Here is a 19,834-nt window from a genome sequence, read left to right on the forward strand (position 1 = left end):
CCGCCGCTGCGGTTACTTTTTGTATCAAGACAAAAAGTAAGACGAAGAATTAATCAATAAAATATGCTTTTTGAAAAGTTTAAACAGCTTCAATATCTAATAATACTTCTGATCTGCTAAATAATTCTTCACATAATCAGTTACGCCTTCTTCTAAAGTATGGAAAGGTTTTTCGTAACCAATCGACTTTAATTTTGACATATTTGCTTCTGTGAAATATTGATATTTATCACGAATATCTTCTGGAGTATCGATAAATGAGATATTCGGCTCAAGATTCAATGCGTAGAAGGTATTTTTCACCAAATCCAAGAAGGTTCTTGCCTTACCAGAACCCAAGTTATAAATACCTGAGTTACGACGGTGGTGCATCAGGAATAAACAAACCTCTACCACATCTTTTACATACACAAAGTCACGCATTTGTTCGCCATCCTTAAATTCAGGATTATGAGAACGGAACAATTTCATAGCGCCAGTTTTCTGGATTTGGTTGAATGTATGCCAAATCACTGATGCCATGCGACCTTTATGGAATTCGTTTGGTCCGTAAACATTAAAGAACTTCAAGCCAGCCCAGAAGAAAGGCTTTTCTTGTTGTTGTAATGCCCAAATGTCAAAGTCGTTCTTTGAATCGCCGTAAGGGTTCAAAGGCTTCAATTGAGGAATCAAAGACTCATTATCATCGTAGCCATGCTCACCCAAACCATAAGTAGCTGCCGAAGAAGCATATACCAATGGAATTTGGTAATCATGACATTTTTTCCAAATCTTCTTTGAGTAATTCAAATTCAATTTGTTGAAAATCTCGATATTGAACTCTGTCGTATCTGTACGAGCACCAATGTGAAAGCAGAATTCAACCTCTTGATAGTTTGCATCCAACCACTCAAAAAAGTGTTCGCGGTCTACACGCTCTTGAATCTTTTTTCCTTCAAGATTTTTGTTCTTTTGCTCATCGGAAAAATCGTCAACAGCAATGATATAGTTAAAATTGTCCTCATTCAAGCGTTGAATAAGGCAACTTCCAATAAACCCAGCGGCACCTGTAACAATAATCATAAAATAGAAACTAAAATTGAGTGGTTCTGGAATGTGTTATTTATGAATAAAAACTAATGATTCTCTTGAGAATCGAGAAAAATCCACTCGGAAGATATGGTCAATCATGTTGGATAATAAATAATTCCGAAAGGTAATATCTCGACTACGTGGTTCTATTATGAACCTGTCTATTTATTAAATCTATATTGTCAAAATCCAATATGCAGGTAAGGAGCAAAGTAATTTTATAAGAATAATTAAGTTGTTTTTAGAGCTACGTTTCTATGACAAAAATCATATCATGAAGTTTAGCGAAACAGACTTAAAATCGAACTATTCCTAGAAAAAGTAAGCAAAAGTACCTAAAGCTTTGCGAAAAACCAATACACTTAACTTTGAAAAAATATAAACTTTTCAAGATTACACTTGTAGGGTATTATGCGAGGTTAGAGTAATAGGCTGATTTACAGAAATATCTTATCTAAAAATAATGAAATAAATTGAACAAATTAAAGACTTTCATAAAATGATTGTTTTCAGCTTTCTTTTTTGTGAAACTAAAAGCCATTAACTTTGTGTTCTTAATCCACAGATTGGTTTTGCTACGTTTTCCCAACTCCAATCACGGCGATTTTGCTGGTCATCACTCGTAGTTTTGTGCTTGTATAATCTAAGGTTGGCCTAAGGTTAGTTATTAGTAGTTTTTACTTAGAAAATGTAATTACTGTTTTCTATTTTCATTTTTCTCTGATAACTAACATCCCGCTAGCACACATTATCAAGATTTTACGCAAAACGAATAAATTAACTGAAAACAAATGGTTTACGTAGTTCGTAAAGAACACTTCAATGCCGCTCACAGGCTGTATAATCCTAACTGGACAGAGGAAAAGAATCGTGAGGTATTTGGTCCATGTGCAAATGTCAACTGGCACGGACATAATTTTGAGCTTATCGTTACTGTAAAAGGTATTCCAGATCCTGATACAGGCTTTGTAATTGATATGAAAGTGATGAGCCAAATTATCAAAGATGAAATCATCGAGCGTGTTGACCACAAAAACTTAAATCTCGATGTAGATTTTATGCAAGGTAAAATGGCTAGCTGTGAAATTTTTGCCATGGAAATTTGGAAAATATTAGCGCCAAAACTCAATGAGCAAATTCCACACGGACAGCTACACTGCATCGAACTAATCGAAACGCCTAAAAACTCAGTGAAGTATTACGGCGAATAATTGTACTATGTGAAGCTTTGGGCTGATATTCTTGGCTCCTCAAGCAGCCTGAAGCTCTCAGCCTAAAGCCCACATCCATGAAATACTATATCATAGCTGGCGAACGCTCTGGCGATTTGCACGGCTCTAATCTCATCAAAGCAATCCTTCAAAAGGATGCCAACGCCCAAATTCGTGCTTGGGGTGGTGATATGATGCAGGATGCAGGCGCTACGCTCGTTAAACACTACAAGGACATTGCCTTTATGGGCTTTGCCGAAGTCATCAAAAATCTTCCTACTATTCTTGGACTTTTGTCGTTTTGCAAAAAAGACATTCAAGCTTACCAGCCTGATGTGGTCATTCTGATTGACTATGCAGGATTTAATATGCGTGTGGCAAAATTTGTCAAGTCTATTGGTATCAAAACGTTCTATTATATTTCGCCAAAAGTTTGGGCTTGGAATCAATCACGTGCGCTCAACATCAAAAAATTTGTTGACCGAATGTTTGTGATTTTTCCTTTCGAAAAAGACTTTTTCAAAAAATATGATTACGACGTAGACTATGTAGGCAACCCGCTCTTTGATGCTATCGCAGACTTTCAGCCGAAAGCTAATTTTAGAAAAGAAGCTCGTGTAGGTCAAAAGCCTATTATTGCACTTTTGCCAGGTTCGCGACAACAAGAGGTAGCTAAAATCCTACCATTGATGGTAGCGCAAGCCTATAATTTTCCAGATTATCAGTTTGTTATTGCAGGGGTTTCCAATTTACCAAAAGAGCTTTATGCCCGTTGGCAGTCTATTTTTCCGATCAAAGTGGTCTATGACGACGCCTACAATTTGCTTTCTGTGGCTGATGCTGCTTTGGTGACATCTGGCACTGCAACTCTGGAGACTGCCTTGTTGAATGTTCCGCAGGTGGTTTGCTACAAAACCAGTGGTATTTCATTTACGATCGCCAAAATGGTTATTAAAGTACCGTATATCTCTTTGGTAAATTTGGTTGCTCAGAAAAAAATTGTTCCAGAATTAATTCAAAGTGATTTGAATAATATCACGGTTCAAGAAGAACTAAAGAAGATACTAACTCCAGAAGGACGTCAAGCGCAATTGGAAGGATATGCTGAGGTGAGGGCGTTGCTAGGAGACAAAGGAGCTTCTGCAAAAGCTGGCAGTTTAATGGTTGATTATCTATTGAAATAGTTGGAGCTTATGCGCTTGAGTGATTGAGTTATTCTAAATATTATTACTCAATCACTCATGCACTCAATTAGAGACTTTTCCCGTCCAAATAATTCTTAATCCAAGATTTCTGGACACCTTGTATTTGACTAAAGTAAGTTGCAATTTCTTTAAAATCAGCCTCAACGTTGCTGGTAGGATAAAAAGGTTCTCGCACAAAAACAGTCTTTCTTGGATAATCAAATCCGACTAAAATAATTGGAATATTAGCTCCTTTGGCGACATAATAAAATCCTGTTTTTAACTTCTCGACATTTTTCCGTGTTCCTTCTGGCGCTAATGCTACGTGTAAAGTCTCATTGTTATTAAAAACTTGGACTACTGCATCAACCAAATTGTTATTTTTAGACCTATCTACAGGCATTCCTCCCAAAGTCCTGAACAGCCAGCCAAATGGAGGCTTAAATAATTCTGCCTTGCCGAGATATACAATTTTTTTACCAATTACAGCCCTTGCTCCTAGCCCCACTGGAAAATCTACCCAACTTGCATGAGGCACTACCGCTACGATACTTTTCTTTAACGTCACTGGAATGTGTCCTTCAACTTTCCAACCAGCCAGCTTGAATAGTATTATAAATATTTTATTTAGCATAATTTTAAGTGAATTAATATTTCAAGTGAAAATAAGTAAAAAACTATAACAGAAATAATTTCACTGTAAAAATTGCATAGGTCAGGAATATTGGAAGTAAAAAGGCACAAAGTATTTGTCTAAATCAGATTCAAACAAACACTTTGTGCCTTTGTGCCATTTCCTCTATGCTTACTTACTAATATCAATCAACATAAAAGGATGGGGTGTAAAGCAAATGATAAATATTCCTAAAGAAATCCACCCTAAAACTTTACGCTTAGTATCTAGTGGCGAATCCTCCTCCACATCTGGATGATAAATGCCCAAAAACCTTCCGAGTAAAAAAGCAAATGGGAAAAAACCAGAGAACCCTTGAAAATCCTTTACCACTGGCGTTGCACTCATGACAAATTGAACAACCACCATACTCAAGCTAATAACCCAAGGAGTTAGAGGATTCGTGGATATTCGAGAAAGACAAGTTTTCAAGAAAAAGATATAGATACTCAACCACAAGAAGAAATCTAAATCAGAAGTATAGGCGCTTCCTTCAAATCCAATCGACTGAATGTCCTCGATGGTGTACATTCCTATACCCGCATAAAACAAAAATCCAACGAAGATTATCGGTGCTATGGTGTTAAACTTCTTTTTGCCAATAAGACCGTACAAAATATGTCCACCGTCTAATTGTCCAATTGGGAATAAATTTAGCGCAGTAAAAAACAAAGATAGATAACCAGCCCAAAGCAGTGGATAATGCGATAACTCAAAATTTGGTGGTAATAAAGCAGAATCCGCTACATAGTTTTTAAAAAAAAGCATCAACAAATTGTCTCCTAATGTCATTTGCCCGTTAAGCAAATTCGCATTTTTTGACATCTCATGGGCATAGTTTGCTCCATATTTAACATATTCGGGATGGATTTTAAAAATATAATCCAAGGGAGGTAAATGAGTAAATCCATACCATAACACTCCAAAACCTACTACAAATCCAGCCAAAGGACCTGCAATCCCAATATCAAAATATTGTTTGCGGGTTCTTGTTCTATCAAGAATTCGAATAACAGCACCTAATGTTCCGATACTCATGGCTAAAGCACTTAGCCACATTGGTATGTAATAAGGCAATGTTGTTCGGATTTTATAATACCTAGCCATAAAAAAATGACCAAATTCATGACAGGTTAGAATCGCTAAAAAAGGAATCGAGAACTCAAATCCCTGCCAAAAATCCTGAGGAAATTTAAGAATATCCTTTTCTGGTAAAAAGAAAAAAAAGCGTCCTGTCATTGCCTCCGCTCCTGCCAATGTTGTGGTTATTACTGTTACCACAAACAGCACTAACTGAATCGCTATCGTTTTATTCTTCATCTGCAAACATATCTAAAATCGTAAACTCATTTGGAATAATTTGTTTTACTTGGATACCCACTTTAGCGGCTCCTTCCAAATTCGGTAACATATCGTCTAAGAATAAGGTTTCGGTTGGATCGATACCTGCCTCCGCCAGAACGGCCTCATAAATATCAGTGTGAGGTTTGGCTTTGCCCATTTCGTACGAAAGAAACAGCTTAGTAAATAAATCCTCAAGGCGTTTTTCGCCAGTACAACGCTCCAAAATTTTATTTACTTCGATAATGTGAATATTACTCGTATTGGATAAAACATAAGTATTATACTTTTGTCCTAAACGCTTAATCAGAGCAATTCTGTTAGGATCAATATCCAACAACAAAGCATTGAAAGCTTTATCAATCTCTTCATCAGAGGCTGAAATGTTCAACTCTTGTCTAAGTAAATCTCTAAATTCAGCGTCAGAATAATGCCCTCGTTCGTAGTTAGCCCAAATCTGCTTTTCTTTCAATAATCTTTCGCCATCTTCCCAAGAAAAGTCCTTTGAAAGCTTTGCTAATTCTTTGTATGTTTCGTTCAGATTAATGTCGATAACAACGTTTCCTAGGTCAAAAATGATGTTTTTCATAAAATAAATAAACGGTTGATTCGAAGTTTTGTAGACAAAAAAATAAGAGGTAAACGCTGTAATATCATCGTTTTACCTCTTACTAATATGCTTATTTTAGTTGCATTTTTGCTTACTGATTATTCTGTTACTACACCCATCGCTGAGAACTTCTCAATTCTTTGGTCGATTCTTTCTTCTGGTGTTAGTTGAGAAAGCTCTTTGTAAGTTTCAAGAATTACATTTTTCACGGTTTGTGTAGCCTGCTCGAAATCTAAGTGAGCACCGCCAAGTGGTTCTGGAATGATACCATCAACCAACTTGTTGCCTTTCATATCTTCGGCTGTTAATTTCAATGCTTCTGCTGCTTGCTCTTTGAAATTCCATGTTCTCCAAAGGATTGTTGAACAGTTTTCTGGAGAAATTACAGAATACCAAGCATTTTCTAACATCAATACTCTGTCACCAATCGCAATACCCAAAGCACCACCAGATGCACCTTCACCGATGATAATACAGATTACAGGTACTTTCAACATAAACATATCACGGATGTTGCGAGCAATCGCCTCACCTTGTCCACGTTCTTCTGCTTCTAAACCAGGGAATGCGCCTGGAGTATCAATCAAAGTGACGATTGGCTTATTGAATTTCTCAGCCATTTTCATCAAACGCAACGCCTTGCGATAACCTTCAGGGTTTGGCATACCAAAGTTACGAAGCTGGCGTTGTTTGGTGTTACGACCTTTTTGCTGACCAATGATCATAAAGGTTTCCTCACCAATTCTACCAAAACCACCAACCATGGCTTTGTCATCTGCAACTGTACGATCTCCGAACAACTCGATGAATTCATCACACATGTGCTCGATATAATCGAGAGTATAAGGGCGCTCAGGATGACGAGACAGCTGAACTCTTTGCCAGCGAGTCAAGTTTGAGAAAGTTTCTTTTTTGAGTTCTTCAATGCTAGCTTCCAATTGAGCCGCAGCTGTCGATACATCTACATTATTATCAATCGCCAATTTTTTCATTTCTGCCAATTTGGCTTCTAATTCGGCTATCGGTTTTTCAAAATCCAAGAGAGTTCGCATTTTGTTGTTGAATTTATCGCATACCCAAGTTTTGCTTGAGCATAGATTAAGTAATAACAATCCTTACGTTAGGAAGATTTTTAGCCCTCAAAGTTAGTCAAAAAGACCTTTCGCAACACGAAATAATCATATTTTTCAAGTAGCTAATCTAACTCAAACTATATTAACACCTCATAATGAAGCACTTATCCAGTATTTTACAAAATGTATTTTACTGATTTGTTTTTATTTTTTTGATAAATCGTTTGGGCAATTTAGGATAATTTCATGAAACAACCATTTTTTTCTCTAGTTTTTATACAATTCTCAAATAATGTATAGAAGTGCTTTTTCTCAAAAATTAACATTTTTGGACAATTAGCGCTATTCGTCTAAGACCCTATTAAAAAAGTTCTATTTTTTAGAGAAAATACGCTACTTATGTTATTTTTGGCCTACTATCCCAGTAAATACATAAAACCCTTCAAACATGTCTATTTTAATCCTAGTATTAAGTATTTTATTACTTCTAATCCTCATTACTTTTGGAAAACTCAATGCGTTTCTTTCTTTAATTTTCTCAGCGATTTTGGTGGGTATTGCCAAACAAATGCCTTTGGCTGATATTCTAGCCTCTATTCAGAAAGGGATTGGAAGTACGCTAGGCTCACTGATTCTAATTCTTGGTTTAGGAGTCATGCTGGGTAGTTTACTTTCAGAAAGTGGGGCTGCTCAACGAATTAGTCAAGTACTTATTCAATATTTTGGAGCAAAAAGAGTCAAACTAGCGGTATTACTCACAGGTTTTGTGGTGGGTATTGCCATGTTTTATAATGCAGGATTCGTGATTTTGATGCCGATGGTATTCTCCGTAGCACTCAACACTGGTCAGCCCATGATTTATGTAGGTATCGCCATGGCATCAGCTTTATCGGTTACTCATGGTTTTTTACCTCCTCACCCTGGTCCTACGACAATTGCTGTATTGTTCAAGGCAGACATTGGTAAAACGCTAATTTATGGCTTAATGGTAGCCGTTCCTACCTTGATTATGGCGGGCTTAGTTTTTCCAGAATTTATCAAAAATATCTCTTCAAATCCTCCAAAAGGCTTATTCGAAACCAAACAATTCAAAGAAGAAGAAATGCCCAGCTTTGGTTTGAGTATCTTGACAGCCCTGATTCCTGTGGTTTTAATGGGAATGGCGACTGCGAGTGAGTTGAGCATAGATACCAATTCGGCTTTACACCACTATTTGAAGTTCTTAGGTGACCCGAGTATTTCTATGTTGATTGCTGTGACTTTTGCCTTGATATTTTTAGGCGTTCGTCGTGGAAAAACGATGGAATATTTAATGGAAAAAACAGGAGGAGCAATTAGTTCGGCGTCAATGATTATCATGATTATTGCAGCAGGTGGCGCATTCAAACAAGTACTCACTGATAGTGGCATCGGAACAGATATAGCTACTGCCTTTCAAGACTCGACTTTATCTCCTTTAGTTTTGGGTTGGTTAATTGCCACCATTATCCGAATAGCTTTAGGTTCGGCGACTATCGCGGGCTTAACAGCAGCAGGTATTATTCAGCCGTTGATGGCTACCACACAAGTAAGCCCAGAGTTGATGGTTCTGTCGATTGGCGCAGGAAGCTTGATGTGCTCGCATGTTAACGATACAGGATTTTGGATGTTTAAAGAATACTTTGGATTAAGTATTAAGGATACCTTCAAAACTTGGTCGGTAATGGAAACGATTGTTGGGATTATGGGTTTGATAGGTGTATTAGTTCTTAATTCTTTTGTAGTATAAAGCTTAACCTTAATTAATCAGATATGAGTCATTCTGAATTTTAAGGATTGGGTTATATTAAACATGAGTCATCCCGAATTTAGTGATTTAGCGAGTGAGTGATTATGTAAAAATTTGTATTCTAGCAGTAGAGACGCAATGATTGCGTCTTAAGCCAAGTTATATCTAATATTGTAGTATCAAAAAAAGCGGTCGAAAAATATTTTTCGACCGCTTTTTTTGATAAAAACGTGGAGAATAATCCCAATCCTAAAAATTAGGGATGACTCATATTTTGATGCTATATTTTAAAATAACCCTGCTTAAGACGCAATCATTGCGTCTCTACCGCTAGAATACAAATTTTCACCTAATCACACATCTGCTAAATCACTAAATCGCTAAATGAGGAATGATTTATGTTTATTTCCTCTATACAAAAATTAAGTGAAACATTTGGAAATACAGAATATAATCTATATATTATATATAGAAATAAAACCTCTATTGTTTATGATTCCTCAACAAAACCTTGATTTATGGAAACGTATCCAACAGTTTGAATTGGATATTCCAAATGTAGCTTTTCCCTTTTCAAAAAGGCTTGCACGGGAAAATGGTTGGACGCATGGCTATGCTTTGAAAGTCATTGAAGAGTACAAAAAATTTATCTTTCTCTGTTGTATTAGTCCCACTCCTATTACCCCATCTGATGAAGTTGACCAAGCTTGGCATTTACACCTGACCTACACGCAATCTTATTGGATAGATTTTTGCCAAAACATCCTACACAAACAAATACACCACAACCCTACAGAAGGTGGCAATCAAGAAGCCCACAAATTCGATAACTACTACAGTAAAAGTTTACAATTTTATCAAGAAATATTCGATGTTGCTCCTCCACAAGATATTTGGCGACCACATCAAGAGCGATTTGGAAAACAACAATTCCAACGATTAGATACCAATAACTACTGGTTGATTCAAAAAAATACCTTCTTCAATTCGATAAAACCCGTCCTTATTTTATTTTTCATAATTGGTTGTTTGTTCCTATTTGTTCGAGCATCTGGTTCTGGTATCTTTTGGGTGATTTCGGGTATCATAGGAATACTCATCGCTGTCGTTCTAGCTGCTCAACAAGGTATCAATAACAATCAAGAGGATAAGGCTAAAGTAGACTCAGGATGTGGAGCTACATTTTTTACAGATGGTGGCGACGCTGGACATGCAGGTGATGGTGGACATGGTGGTGACTGTGGCGGGCACGGGTGTAGTGGCTGTGGTAGTGGATGCAGTGGTTGTAGTAGTGGATGTAGCGGTTGTGGCAGTTAATGCACCGCGAATAATTCAGCATGATTTTACTACAAAAAAGGCGATCGAAAAACCTATTTCGACCGCCTTATATAATTTTATATGTGTTATTATTCTGATTCGACAACTCAAATCAGAAACTGATTTTATAGCTCGTAAGATTGTCCTTTTTCAGGCATTTCTACATTTGAATAACCTTTTTCTTCCAAAATTCCTTTGAAGGTCACCATACTTTCTTCTTCGCCGTGCACAAGGAAAACCTTTTTCACACGCTCTGGTTTATGCTTTCCAACAAACTTTAATAAATCATTCTGGTCGCCATGTCCACTAAACACATCGATTTTTTCGACTGTTGCCAAAACAGGCAATTCAACGTCTTTGATACGAAGTGTTTTTTGTCCGTGCATCAATTTCCATCCTAAAGTACCTTCAGAAGCAAAACCAACTAATAAAATGGTACAGTACACATTATTGATATTGGCAGCAATATGTTGTTCGACACGCCCCCCCGACACCATACCAGATGCCGAAATGATAATACAAGGCTCGGTATAATTCGAAATAGCTCTACTGGCTTTTTCAGATTGAATATACTGTAGGTTTTCGAAGTCAAACAAACCGTCGTTTTCTTCATAAAACTCTTGTGCAGCCTTATTCAACTGACGAACATTCTTCTGATAAATCTTTGTACTCGCATACGCCAAAGGCGAATCACTAAATACTTTGATAGGCTTAAAACCACGCTCAGTATAAAGCTTATTGAGCGTGTAAAGCAAAGCTTGTGTACGTCCTACAGAAAATGCTGGGATAATCAAACGTCCTGGCAAATCGATACAAGCTCGTTGAATCACTTTAGCCAAAGCATCTTCTGGGCTGATTTTATCCTCGTGCAAACGCGCTCCATAGGTTGTTTCGCAAACCACATAATCAGTCTCAGGCAACTCGCTTGACGGGTCTAACAGAAGAGGATAATTATCTCTACCGATGTCTCCAGAAAAACAAATACTTTTCTTTACGCCGTTGTCTAATGTCTCTAATATAATGTGGGCTGCTCCTAATAAATGTCCTGCAGGGACAAAGGTAATCCACACACCATCTTTGACTTTAAAGCGTCGGTTAAACTGAATCGTAACAAAATTACTCATCGTATCCTCGACATCTTTCTGTAGGTAAAGATCACCCTTTACCATCAAGCGGTCCATTTTTTTCTTCTTCTTCTTACTATCTCCTTCAGCTTGCTTCAGTTTTTTGTAGTTCAAACTCGCCGCATCGTACAAAAGAATCTCCGCTAATTCGGCCGTAGGAGGCGTACATAGCACTTGTCCTTCATAACCTTCACGGTATAACATGGGTATGTTTCCTGAATGGTCGATATGTGCATGAGTTAACAGAACCAAATTGACCTGAGCAGCTTCGAAGGGGAAGAACGGTTGATAACCAGTAACGGGTTGCGTAAAATCCAATTCACGCTCCATATCCGTACCACAATCAATCAGAATCTTGTAATCGTCTTCGAGTTCGAGCAGGTACATACTACCTGTTACTTGTCTCGAAGCACCCCAAAATGTTAATTTCATTGGTCTATATTTCTGTCTTCGTATATCAAATCAATTTTGAGATATAATAAAATGACTTTTTTCCTTATTGGGCAAATATTTCTTTATCTCCTGCACAAATACATTTTAATTTTGCCAAAAGTCATTTTTATCTCGCACCAGTGGTTTACTTATTTTGATACAATTCTCTATAAATAACCCAAAAAGTTACGAATCAATGATTGCAATAAACAGAGGATGAGATAGATGGACTTATCAAACATTTGGTTCTTCGAATCCAACCACTAAATACCTCTCGATTTTTCTGTCAGCAAATGCCAACAATGAAGAACCTTTTATTCGTAATTTATGGGAAAGCGGGCTTTGCCAATATGCAGAGAAACTGTATTTTTATTGGTGCTATCTGACAAAGATACCTAAAAACAGGCATTTTTTGGTCACTTTTTCAAAAGATAGCACAACTTCCTGCAACTTAAGTCTATTTTTGGATAACACAAGAAATACCCGCATAGTTTGACACTACTTAAAGTTTTTATTCGGGTAAGGGTTCTGAAGCAAAATCTTGGGTGAGTCTAGCAAAAGGACCTTCTTCGGTCGAGTAGGGACGTTTACAGATTTGCACTGCACATCCAATAAGGCGCATTTCGGGGTGTAAAATATTACGTCTGTGCGGTTTTGACTCCATCCACAAACGAAGTGCTTCCTGAGAAAATGTCCAATAAGACATCATTTTGTAAGGTCGATGTGTACGACAATCCATATATCGATATTCGCCATTAGACATCCTTTCGGGGCAAAAATCATTTGGAGTATCTATCAAATCAATTTCAGCAATATTTTCGGCTAATTCAAAGTAGCGCCTGTCAAATTGTTCCACTCGGTCATCCAAATTTCGAAGACTTTTATTGTAAGGATTTTGATGGTCGTAAAAATCTTTATTAATCATTGCCTCCGAATGATTTCGGGCAGCACGATAAAGCCCCTCTCCTAGTTTGAATGGAGGTAAACCATATTTTTTCCGTATCAAATTAGTCTGATGAAAAATCGCTGCATCCAACAATTCATAGTCAGGAGTAACAGGATTTATGGGCATTTGTAATTGGGGCAACTTACTGAAAGCCTCGGCAGATAGTTGGTAATATTGCGTTGGTTCGGTAAATAAAAAGTGAGTTAGGAAAAATGTGAGAAGGCTTATCATTTGTCTATGTCGTGAATTGAAAGTATTGAGACAAAAATATTAATGTATCAATCGTTAGCTCTTATCTATCTTTTATACATCTAAACTTCAAGAACCGCTTCTTTCAAAACGGATTTCTTCTGAAAAACTTATAGACCCATTGTTCAGAAATTCAAATTTGAGTAAAAACAAGTAAGTTTATCATAATGTAAAGCTACTGGATATGAACACGGTAATATTAAAGTCAATCACAAGCCTGATAATTATATTTCTTTGGAGTTGTTCCAAAGAGAAGCAAAGTGATGATAAAATCAACATTTTAAATCAATCACTCAATGATGAAGCATTTCGAGAAGAGCTTTCTTTTACTTTCCATAATACTCCTCCAATTTTGGTTTTAGATACTATTGTTGATAAAAAGACGGCTCAAAATATATTGTTTCAAAATCAAAGAATTGGCATAGCTCTCAAGGATTCTACACAATTAGGTAGTTGGAAAAGTGATTGGCTTCATCCAAAATTTTATATCTCAGTTGATTCATTCAAAATAGCAGAAAACAATGCCCATATTGAATTAACTGTACACTCTGTCGGAAAGTGGTTTATTTTCACCTATCAAAAAAAACAAGGAGAATGGGTTAAAATCAAGGAAGAAGTCAGACAATTCTAAAATTTATCCTAGTACGTTCAGACTGCACTTTTTTATTTATAATAATTCTAAATAATTATTGCTTTTTAAAAATTAGCACCTTTACTTTGCGCTATTATTTTTAATAAGTCTAAATAAATGCAATACTTTTGAACTAAATCTATCATGTCTTTCAAAAAAACTATTGGTAAACTTCATCTTTGGCTTGGCCTAAGCACTGGTCTTATTGTGTTTATTGTAAGCATTACTGGAGCCATGTATGTATTTAAAGAAGAAATACAAGGCATCATTCGAAAGGAATATATATATCACCATGAGCCAAACATTGCCCAAAAGCATACGCTCCCACTCCGCAAAATAGAAGCGCTGGTCAATCAGCAAACGCATGAAAGGTATCCTTTACATTGGGTCGAAATTCCACTGAATAAAGCGCAGAGTTATAAATTTGTCTATCATGAATCCAATAAGAATGGCTGGAATTACTTTGACAGATTAGTGATATATAAAACTGCATACGTCAACCCATTTACGGGAAAAGTACTGGCGGTCTTTGACGAGAAAAATGGCTTTTTCAATATCGTAAAATTCATTCACTGGAGCTTATTATTGAGAAATGACTGGGGCAAATACATCGTAGGTATTCCAGTATTAATCTTTATTATTTCCTTGATTTCGGGGATTATTTTGTGGTGGCCCAAAAACAAATCAGCCGCTAAACAGCGTTTTTGGTTTTCTTGGAAAAATGTCAAAAACTGGCGTCGCAAAAATTATGACTTACACAATGTCTTAGGATTTTATTCTTCCTTTTTTGCCTTAATTATCGCGATAACGGGCATTTTCTATTCATTCTTTGCGGTAAAAGCCTTAATCTATTTTACGTTTTCGGGAGGACAAACCAAGTATCCTGATTTTTCAACTTACAAAACTTCGGCTCCGATTGAGCAAAGAAAGGCGCAAACTATCGACAGAATTTCACAACAAGTTGAACAACGCTTTCCTCATGCTTATGGCTATCGCATTGATTTGGGACAAGCTCATTTAGATGATCATAAACATGAAAATCTATCGGTTTTTGTGAAAGAATTATCCTACTCCTACCATAAAAATCATAATCTTATTTTCGACGAAAATTCTGGTAAACTCCTACATGTGCACAAACATCAAGACAAAAATCTAGGAGAAAAAGCCATTGCTGCCAATTATGATGTCCATGTAGGGTCAATTTTTGGAATCTGGTCTAAAATATTGGCCTTTGTGGTAAGTCTGATTTGTGCGAGTCTACCCATAAGCGGATTCCTCATTTGGTGGGGTCGTCGAAAGAAGAAAAATGTAACATCAAGCAAAAAACAAATTTTGACAGAAACTGTCACTCACTAATGTAACAAAATGATGAAAGTACTTTTAAATCTTTTGGTCTTAGGTATCCTAAGCCTTGGGCATTCTTTTGCCCAAAATGAACGTGCAAAACTCAGTGGCAATATCAAAACCTCTGATGGCAAGCCAGCAGCGTATGTAAGTGTCCAACTCATTGAAATTAACCGTGGTACTTTAACAGATGCCAGTGGCACGTATAGTATTGAGCGTATTAAACCCGGAAAATATACCTTGAAATTAAGTTTGATTGGTTTGGAAACGCAAGAACAAAAAATTGAACTTAAAGCTGGTCAACATTCAAGACTAAACTTTACCTTAAAGGAAAGCGCAGAGCAATTAGATGAGGTCATTGTTTCGGGAGGAGTGAATAAATTTGCCCAAAAAGAAACAGATTATATTGCAAGAATGCCACTTAAAAACTTGGAAAATCCTCAAGTGTACAACAGTATTGGAAAGGAATTATTAAAAGAACAAATGATTGTAAGCTTTGATGATGCCCTTAAAAATGCCCCAGGAGTGAATCGTCTGTGGTCAGCAACAGGTCGTGGTGGCGATGGTGCTGGATACTTTTCGATGCGTGGTTTTGCCGTACAGCCGACCATGGTGAATGGCGTAGCAGGACAAACCAATGGTGGTATTGACCCAGCTAATATCGAAAGAATCGAGAGTATTAAAGGACCATCAGGAACGCTTTTTAGCAGTAGTTTGATTTCGTTTGGCGGTCTTTTAAATATCGTAACCAAAAAGCCTTATGAGACTTTTGGTGGAGAGGTATCCTATTCGATTGGTGGGTATGATTTGAGTAGACTCAGTTTGGATGTCAATACGCCACTCGATAAAGAAAATAAGCTGTTGATGCGTGTCAATGGTTCACATCAATATCAAGGAAGTTTTCAGGATGCTGGATTTAGAAAAAGTACTTTTGTCGCTCCTAGTTTAAGCTACAAGGTAAATGATAAATTAAATGTCAACATCACGGCCGAGTACATGACTCAAACGGGTACAAACCCTCTGATGATTTTCTTGAACCGCTCTCGAAAACTCATTGCTACAAATCCTAGTGAACTACAATTTGACTACAACCGCTCATACACAAGCAATGACATTACCATTACCAACAACACGCTGAATATCTTCGGTCAGGCGAATTATAAAATTTCTGATAAATGGACATCTCAAACCAATATTGCCAAAAGTGTAAGAGAGTCAGACGGGTATTATTCGTACATCATGTATTTGCAAGCAAATAACGACACCTTGGTGAGCAGATACATCGCAGACCTGACCTCAACGGTTACTACAACCAATTTACAGCAAAACTTTATCGGTGATTTCAACATTGGTAAAATCAGAAATAGATTCCTGTTTGGATTTGATTATTTACAACAAGTAGCACTCAACTACAACACTGCCTATATTCTGTTTGACCAAGTAAATACGAGTAAAAGCAACGACCCTCGCTATCCTTTGTTGACCAAACAAGCTTTGGATGCCAAAATTGCTGCCAACAATGCACCAACCAAAACCAAGGCTGTGAGCAATACCTATGGGATTTATGCCTCTGATGTTTTCAATCTCACAGAGCAATTGATGGTAATGGCAAGTTTGCGCTATGACCATTTTGAAACCGTCGGAACTACCAACTTTGCTACAGGCGTAACCTCAGGTAATTATAACCAAGATGCTTTTTCGCCAAAACTAGGAGTTGTTTATCAGGTAATCAAAGATAAAGTTGCTGTATTTGGAAACTATATGAATGGCTTCAGAAATGTGGCGCCAGTAACACAACCTTTGGCAGACATTAGCGGAACCTTCAAGCCTCAGCAGGCTAACCAATTTGAAGGTGGTATTAAGGTTGATCTATGGCAAAACCGTATCAATTTTACAGCTAGCTACTATGACATTACAGTCAACAACATGACTCGTGCGGATGTACTTGTTCGTGATGGAAAAACTTACAATATCACTGTTCAAGATGGAACTCAGATTAGTAAAGGTGTCGAATTTGACTTGATTGCCAACCCAATACCAGGACTGAATGTAATTTTGGGCTATTCGCACAATGATAGCAAGCAAACAAAAGTTGCCGAAAGTTTACTCAACCGTCGTCCAGTAAGCGCTGGACCTGCAGATTTGGCCAATTTCTGGGCGAGTTATACCTTGCTGAATGGCAAAGCAAAAGGCTTAGGTTTTGGTTTTGGAGGAAACTACGCAAGCGAAAACCTCATTACCAACAGTTCGGTAACAGGCGTGTTTACGCTACCAAGCTATACCGTATTGAATGCCTCTGTATTTTATGGCATTTCAAAAATGCGTTTCGGACTCAAACTAGACAACCTCACCAACAAACAATATTTCAGCGGTTGGACCACCATCGAACCACAAATGCCAAGACGATTAATGGCAAATGTTAGTTTTAGTTTTTAAGTGCAAATCCCCTCTCACGAGGGGATTTTTGTTTTGGCTTTTGTTTAGCATCTTGAAATCAATTCTACTAAATTTGAGTTATTGAGTGAGATATTGACCAATTTCTAATGAAACCAAACATCCAACTTATCAATTACGATAACCGTCGCAATGCAAGTCAGTTTGACTTGTTACATTTGGAATATCTACTTCAACTAGATGAAATTCGAGAATCTTTAATCAATTATCAGAAAAATAATTTTTATACTATTCTGATTTGTACTTCGGGTGTTGGTAAACATACGATTGACTTCGTGGATTATTCTTATCAAAAAGGTACCGTTTTAACGATTCGAAAAGATCAAATTCATCGTTATCATTATTCTAACAGTACTGGATTTCTGTTTGTGTTTACCGAAGATTTCTTTATTCAGTTTTTCGAAAAATCAGAGGCTACTAAATGCTTACAGCTTTTTAATGAATTGATTACGGCTCCTCTCACTGAGTTAGATAGTGAGCAATATGAACTTTTTGTTCCTTTAATTGCTGAAATAGCGCAAGAGTATAATAACCTACAAGATGAGTATGCTCTTCCTATCGTCAGTTCTTTATTGCATATTTTTCTCAACAAATTACTTCGTCAAAAATCACTCTCTGCATTACAATTACAAAATCGAAAATATCTGCCTGAGTTTGTAAAATTGCAGGCCTTAGTAGAGGCACATTGTTTGGAGACGAAGAAGGTAGAAGACTATGCACAAAAAATGAATCTCAGTACCAAAACAATCAATAATATTACTCAAACAATCATTCATAAATCAGCGAAACAGTTTATAGATGAGATTGTGATTTTGCAAATCAAACGCCTACTGACAAACCCAAACTTGTCTATCAAAGAAATTGCCTACCAAGCTGGTTTTGAGGAAACCACTAATTTTTATAAGTATTTCAAAAAATACGTCCAAAACACGCCTGAATCTTTCAGAGGTGCGTGTAGTAAAGCTTTTTTATAAATTCTTATTTTAACACTAGTCTACCAGTTAGCTTGTGTATATTAAATCTTCCCATTTCCTAGGCTCCTTCAAAACTCTGTTTTTTCCAATACTAGAGCAAATATCATTTCAAATATCTTTCTTGATAATTTCTGCCAAAAATCATTATTCTAAAATCTTCACAATTCACCAAATAGATTTTGTTTATTTATCAATAAAAAAATATAAAGATTATCTCACTTCAATCCATCTCAAAATCAACTTTCCGATTTTTACACTATATACGCTTATTTTGATAATGAATGCTACAGAGCATCACACTACCTTTGTCATATCAATTCGGCAGTTGATTTGAAGAAAAACTTAAGTCAGTTCCTCATTTAAAACTTTAAACAGATTAAAAAAATGAAAATCGGAATTACAGCAGCTACAGGACAATTGGGTAAATTGGTAGTAGAAAATTTGAAACAAAAAGTAGCTTCAGAAAATATTGTAGTATTGGTTCGCACACCTGAAAAAGCAAGCGATTTGGGCGTAGAAGCAAAAGCTTTTGATTACAGCAACAAAGAATCACAAGTGGAAGCATTGAGAGGTATTGATACACTTTTGTTGATTTCGGGTAGCGAAGTTGGACAACGTGAAACACAACATGCCAATGTAATTGCTTCAGCTAAAGAAGCAGGTGTGAAAAAAATTGTTTATACAAGTGTTTTACACGCAGATACTTCAACGTTGAGTTTGGCTGTTGAACACATTGCTACAGAGAAGAACTTGAAAGAATCAGGCTTAACTTATACAATTCTTCGTAACGGTTGGTACACTGAAAATTATGCAGGTTCAATTGGTGGCGCTTTGGCAGGTGGTGCATTTATCGGTAGTGTAGGTGATGGCAAAATCTCTTCAGCAGCCCGTATCGATTTTGCAGAAGCAGCAGCTACCGTATTAGCAACAGAAGGTCATGACGGAAAAGTGTATGAATTGGCAGGCGATATATCCTATACATTGACAGACTTAGCGGCTGAAATTTCGGCACAAACTGGCAAAACACTTCCTTATGCCAATCTTCCTGAGGCAGAATATGCTAAGATTTTGACAAGCTTTGGTTTACCTGAGTTTTTGGCACAAGCTATTGCTAGTTGGGATGTAAGTGCATCGAAAGGAGATTTGTTTGATGACTCTAAAACGTTATCAGCCTTAATCGGTCGCCCAACTACTCCTTTGGCTGAGACCGTAAAGGAGACATTGGCAAGTTTGTCATAAGTAAGAAGAGGTTATTAGTTAAAAGTATATTCGTTATTTGAAGATAATCAAATGGTTGTAGCCAAATTACACACGAAAGATACTGTTCTCTTACTTAATCACAAATAACACTACAAAAAAACATGAGTCATCCCGAATTTTTCGGGAGAACTTTTAAAAACGAAACCTCCTTGTTTATTTTGTGAATCACGAC

At 36.8% G+C, this 19,834-nt stretch carries 16 protein-coding genes; 9 read left to right on the forward strand and 7 right to left on the reverse strand.

Translation table 11 applies throughout. The annotated features are described in order from the left end of the window. Positions 1-96: 96 nt before the first annotated feature. The gene (rfaD, locus tag GVN22_RS25350; protein WP_166553808.1) at positions 97-1,062 is read right to left on the reverse strand and encodes an ADP-glyceromanno-heptose 6-epimerase; all 966 of its coding nucleotides are present in this window, start codon (positions 1,060-1,062) and stop codon (positions 97-99) included. Between the two features lie 800 nt (positions 1,063-1,862). Here rfaD and GVN22_RS25355 point away from each other — a divergent pair. Both GVN22_RS25355 and lpxB read left to right on the forward strand, forming a co-directional pair. Further along, entirely contained in the window at positions 1,863-2,282 is a 420-nt protein-coding gene (locus tag GVN22_RS25355; RefSeq protein WP_095162818.1) for a 6-carboxytetrahydropterin synthase, read from the forward strand. Between the two features lie 77 nt (positions 2,283-2,359). Further along, entirely contained in the window at positions 2,360-3,466 is a 1,107-nt protein-coding gene (gene lpxB / locus GVN22_RS25360) for a lipid-A-disaccharide synthase (RefSeq protein WP_166553809.1), read from the forward strand. A 67-nt stretch (positions 3,467-3,533) separates the two neighbouring features. On the opposite strand, the gene GVN22_RS25365 is transcribed toward lpxB, so the two are convergent. From GVN22_RS25365 to GVN22_RS25380, 4 genes are all read right to left on the reverse strand, one after another. Further along, positions 3,534-4,100 carry a 1-acyl-sn-glycerol-3-phosphate acyltransferase gene (locus GVN22_RS25365; RefSeq protein WP_166553810.1) on the reverse strand — a complete coding sequence of 189 codons (567 nt, stop codon included), beginning with the start codon at positions 4,098-4,100 and terminating at the stop codon, positions 3,534-3,536. A 171-nt stretch (positions 4,101-4,271) separates the two neighbouring features. Beyond that, positions 4,272-5,459: a site-2 protease family protein gene (locus GVN22_RS25370; RefSeq protein WP_166553811.1), complete on the reverse strand. Its 1,188-nt coding sequence runs from the start codon at positions 5,457-5,459 to the stop codon at positions 4,272-4,274. Beyond that, on the reverse strand, positions 5,449-6,069 hold the full coding sequence (locus GVN22_RS25375) for an HAD family phosphatase (RefSeq protein ID WP_166553812.1): 621 nt from the start codon (positions 6,067-6,069) through the stop codon (positions 5,449-5,451). Before GVN22_RS25375 ends, GVN22_RS25370 begins: the two co-directional genes overlap by 11 nt. Before the next feature lie 119 nt (positions 6,070-6,188). Next, on the reverse strand, positions 6,189-7,142 hold the full coding sequence (locus GVN22_RS25380) for an acetyl-CoA carboxylase carboxyltransferase subunit alpha (RefSeq protein ID WP_166553813.1): 954 nt from the start codon (positions 7,140-7,142) through the stop codon (positions 6,189-6,191). Positions 7,143-7,611: 469 nt separating this feature from the next. Between GVN22_RS25380 and GVN22_RS25385 the strand changes: the two genes are divergently transcribed. After that, positions 7,612-8,931, forward strand: a complete 1,320-nt coding sequence (locus GVN22_RS25385) for a gluconate:H+ symporter (protein WP_166553814.1) — start codon at positions 7,612-7,614, stop codon at positions 8,929-8,931. A 492-nt stretch (positions 8,932-9,423) separates the two neighbouring features. Next, positions 9,424-10,248 carry a hypothetical protein gene (locus GVN22_RS27780; protein WP_205691037.1) on the forward strand — a complete coding sequence of 275 codons (825 nt, stop codon included), beginning with the start codon at positions 9,424-9,426 and terminating at the stop codon, positions 10,246-10,248. 125 nt (positions 10,249-10,373) lie between these two features. On the opposite strand, the gene GVN22_RS25395 is transcribed toward GVN22_RS27780, so the two are convergent. Next, positions 10,374-11,804, reverse strand: coding sequence for an MBL fold metallo-hydrolase RNA specificity domain-containing protein (locus tag GVN22_RS25395; protein ID WP_166553815.1), 1,431 nt, complete (start codon positions 11,802-11,804; stop codon positions 10,374-10,376). Positions 11,805-12,315: 511 nt separating this feature from the next. Then, the gene (locus tag GVN22_RS25400; RefSeq protein ID WP_166553816.1) at positions 12,316-12,981 is read right to left on the reverse strand and encodes a CAP domain-containing protein; all 666 of its coding nucleotides are present in this window, start codon (positions 12,979-12,981) and stop codon (positions 12,316-12,318) included. 202 nt (positions 12,982-13,183) lie between these two features. Here GVN22_RS25400 and GVN22_RS25405 point away from each other — a divergent pair, with 202 nt between their 5' ends. The 5 genes from GVN22_RS25405 (at position 13,184) to GVN22_RS25425 (ending at position 19,641) form a co-directional block, all read left to right on the forward strand. Further along, a complete protein-coding gene (locus GVN22_RS25405) occupies positions 13,184-13,630 on the forward strand; it encodes a hypothetical protein (RefSeq protein ID WP_166553817.1) in 447 nt (148 codons plus the stop codon). 144 nt (positions 13,631-13,774) lie between these two features. Further along, complete coding sequence (locus GVN22_RS25410; protein ID WP_166553818.1) at positions 13,775-14,986, forward strand: PepSY domain-containing protein; 1,212 nt, start codon at positions 13,775-13,777, stop codon at positions 14,984-14,986. Positions 14,987-14,995: 9 nt separating this feature from the next. Beyond that, positions 14,996-17,410, forward strand: a complete 2,415-nt coding sequence (locus GVN22_RS25415; protein ID WP_240915777.1) for a TonB-dependent receptor — start codon at positions 14,996-14,998, stop codon at positions 17,408-17,410. 107 nt (positions 17,411-17,517) lie between these two features. After that, on the forward strand, positions 17,518-18,402 hold the full coding sequence (locus GVN22_RS25420; protein ID WP_166553819.1) for an AraC family transcriptional regulator: 885 nt from the start codon (positions 17,518-17,520) through the stop codon (positions 18,400-18,402). 384 nt (positions 18,403-18,786) lie between these two features. Then, positions 18,787-19,641, forward strand: coding sequence for an SDR family oxidoreductase (locus GVN22_RS25425; protein WP_166553820.1), 855 nt, complete (start codon positions 18,787-18,789; stop codon positions 19,639-19,641). Positions 19,642-19,834: the final 193 nt, after the last annotated feature.

This window comes from Cellulophaga sp. BC115SP, from assembly GCF_009905545.1.
Taxonomy (GTDB): Bacteria; Bacteroidota; Bacteroidia; order Cytophagales; family Spirosomataceae; genus Flectobacillus; species Flectobacillus rivi.

Excerpts from the sequence above, each read along its gene's own strand:
- rfaD (WP_166553808.1), bottom strand. The coding sequence starts at position 1,062 with ATGATTATTGTTACAGGTGCCGCTGGGTTTATTGGAAGTTGCCTTATT.
- GVN22_RS25355 (WP_095162818.1), top strand. The coding sequence starts at position 1,863 with ATGGTTTACGTAGTTCGTAAAGAACACTTCAATGCCGCTCACAGGCTG.
- lpxB (WP_166553809.1), top strand. The coding sequence starts at position 2,360 with ATGAAATACTATATCATAGCTGGCGAACGCTCTGGCGATTTGCACGGC.
- GVN22_RS25365 (WP_166553810.1), bottom strand. The coding sequence starts at position 4,100 with ATGCTAAATAAAATATTTATAATACTATTCAAGCTGGCTGGTTGGAAA.
- GVN22_RS25370 (WP_166553811.1), bottom strand. The coding sequence starts at position 5,459 with ATGAAGAATAAAACGATAGCGATTCAGTTAGTGCTGTTTGTGGTAACA.
- GVN22_RS25375 (WP_166553812.1), bottom strand. The coding sequence starts at position 6,069 with ATGAAAAACATCATTTTTGACCTAGGAAACGTTGTTATCGACATTAAT.
- GVN22_RS25380 (WP_166553813.1), bottom strand. The coding sequence starts at position 7,142 with ATGCGAACTCTCTTGGATTTTGAAAAACCGATAGCCGAATTAGAAGCC.
- GVN22_RS25385 (WP_166553814.1), top strand. The coding sequence starts at position 7,612 with ATGTCTATTTTAATCCTAGTATTAAGTATTTTATTACTTCTAATCCTC.
- GVN22_RS27780 (WP_205691037.1), top strand. The coding sequence starts at position 9,424 with ATGATTCCTCAACAAAACCTTGATTTATGGAAACGTATCCAACAGTTT.
- GVN22_RS25395 (WP_166553815.1), bottom strand. The coding sequence starts at position 11,804 with ATGAAATTAACATTTTGGGGTGCTTCGAGACAAGTAACAGGTAGTATG.
- GVN22_RS25400 (WP_166553816.1), bottom strand. The coding sequence starts at position 12,981 with ATGATAAGCCTTCTCACATTTTTCCTAACTCACTTTTTATTTACCGAA.
- GVN22_RS25405 (WP_166553817.1), top strand. The coding sequence starts at position 13,184 with ATGAACACGGTAATATTAAAGTCAATCACAAGCCTGATAATTATATTT.
- GVN22_RS25410 (WP_166553818.1), top strand. The coding sequence starts at position 13,775 with ATGTCTTTCAAAAAAACTATTGGTAAACTTCATCTTTGGCTTGGCCTA.
- GVN22_RS25415 (WP_240915777.1), top strand. The coding sequence starts at position 14,996 with ATGATGAAAGTACTTTTAAATCTTTTGGTCTTAGGTATCCTAAGCCTT.
- GVN22_RS25420 (WP_166553819.1), top strand. The coding sequence starts at position 17,518 with ATGAAACCAAACATCCAACTTATCAATTACGATAACCGTCGCAATGCA.
- GVN22_RS25425 (WP_166553820.1), top strand. The coding sequence starts at position 18,787 with ATGAAAATCGGAATTACAGCAGCTACAGGACAATTGGGTAAATTGGTA.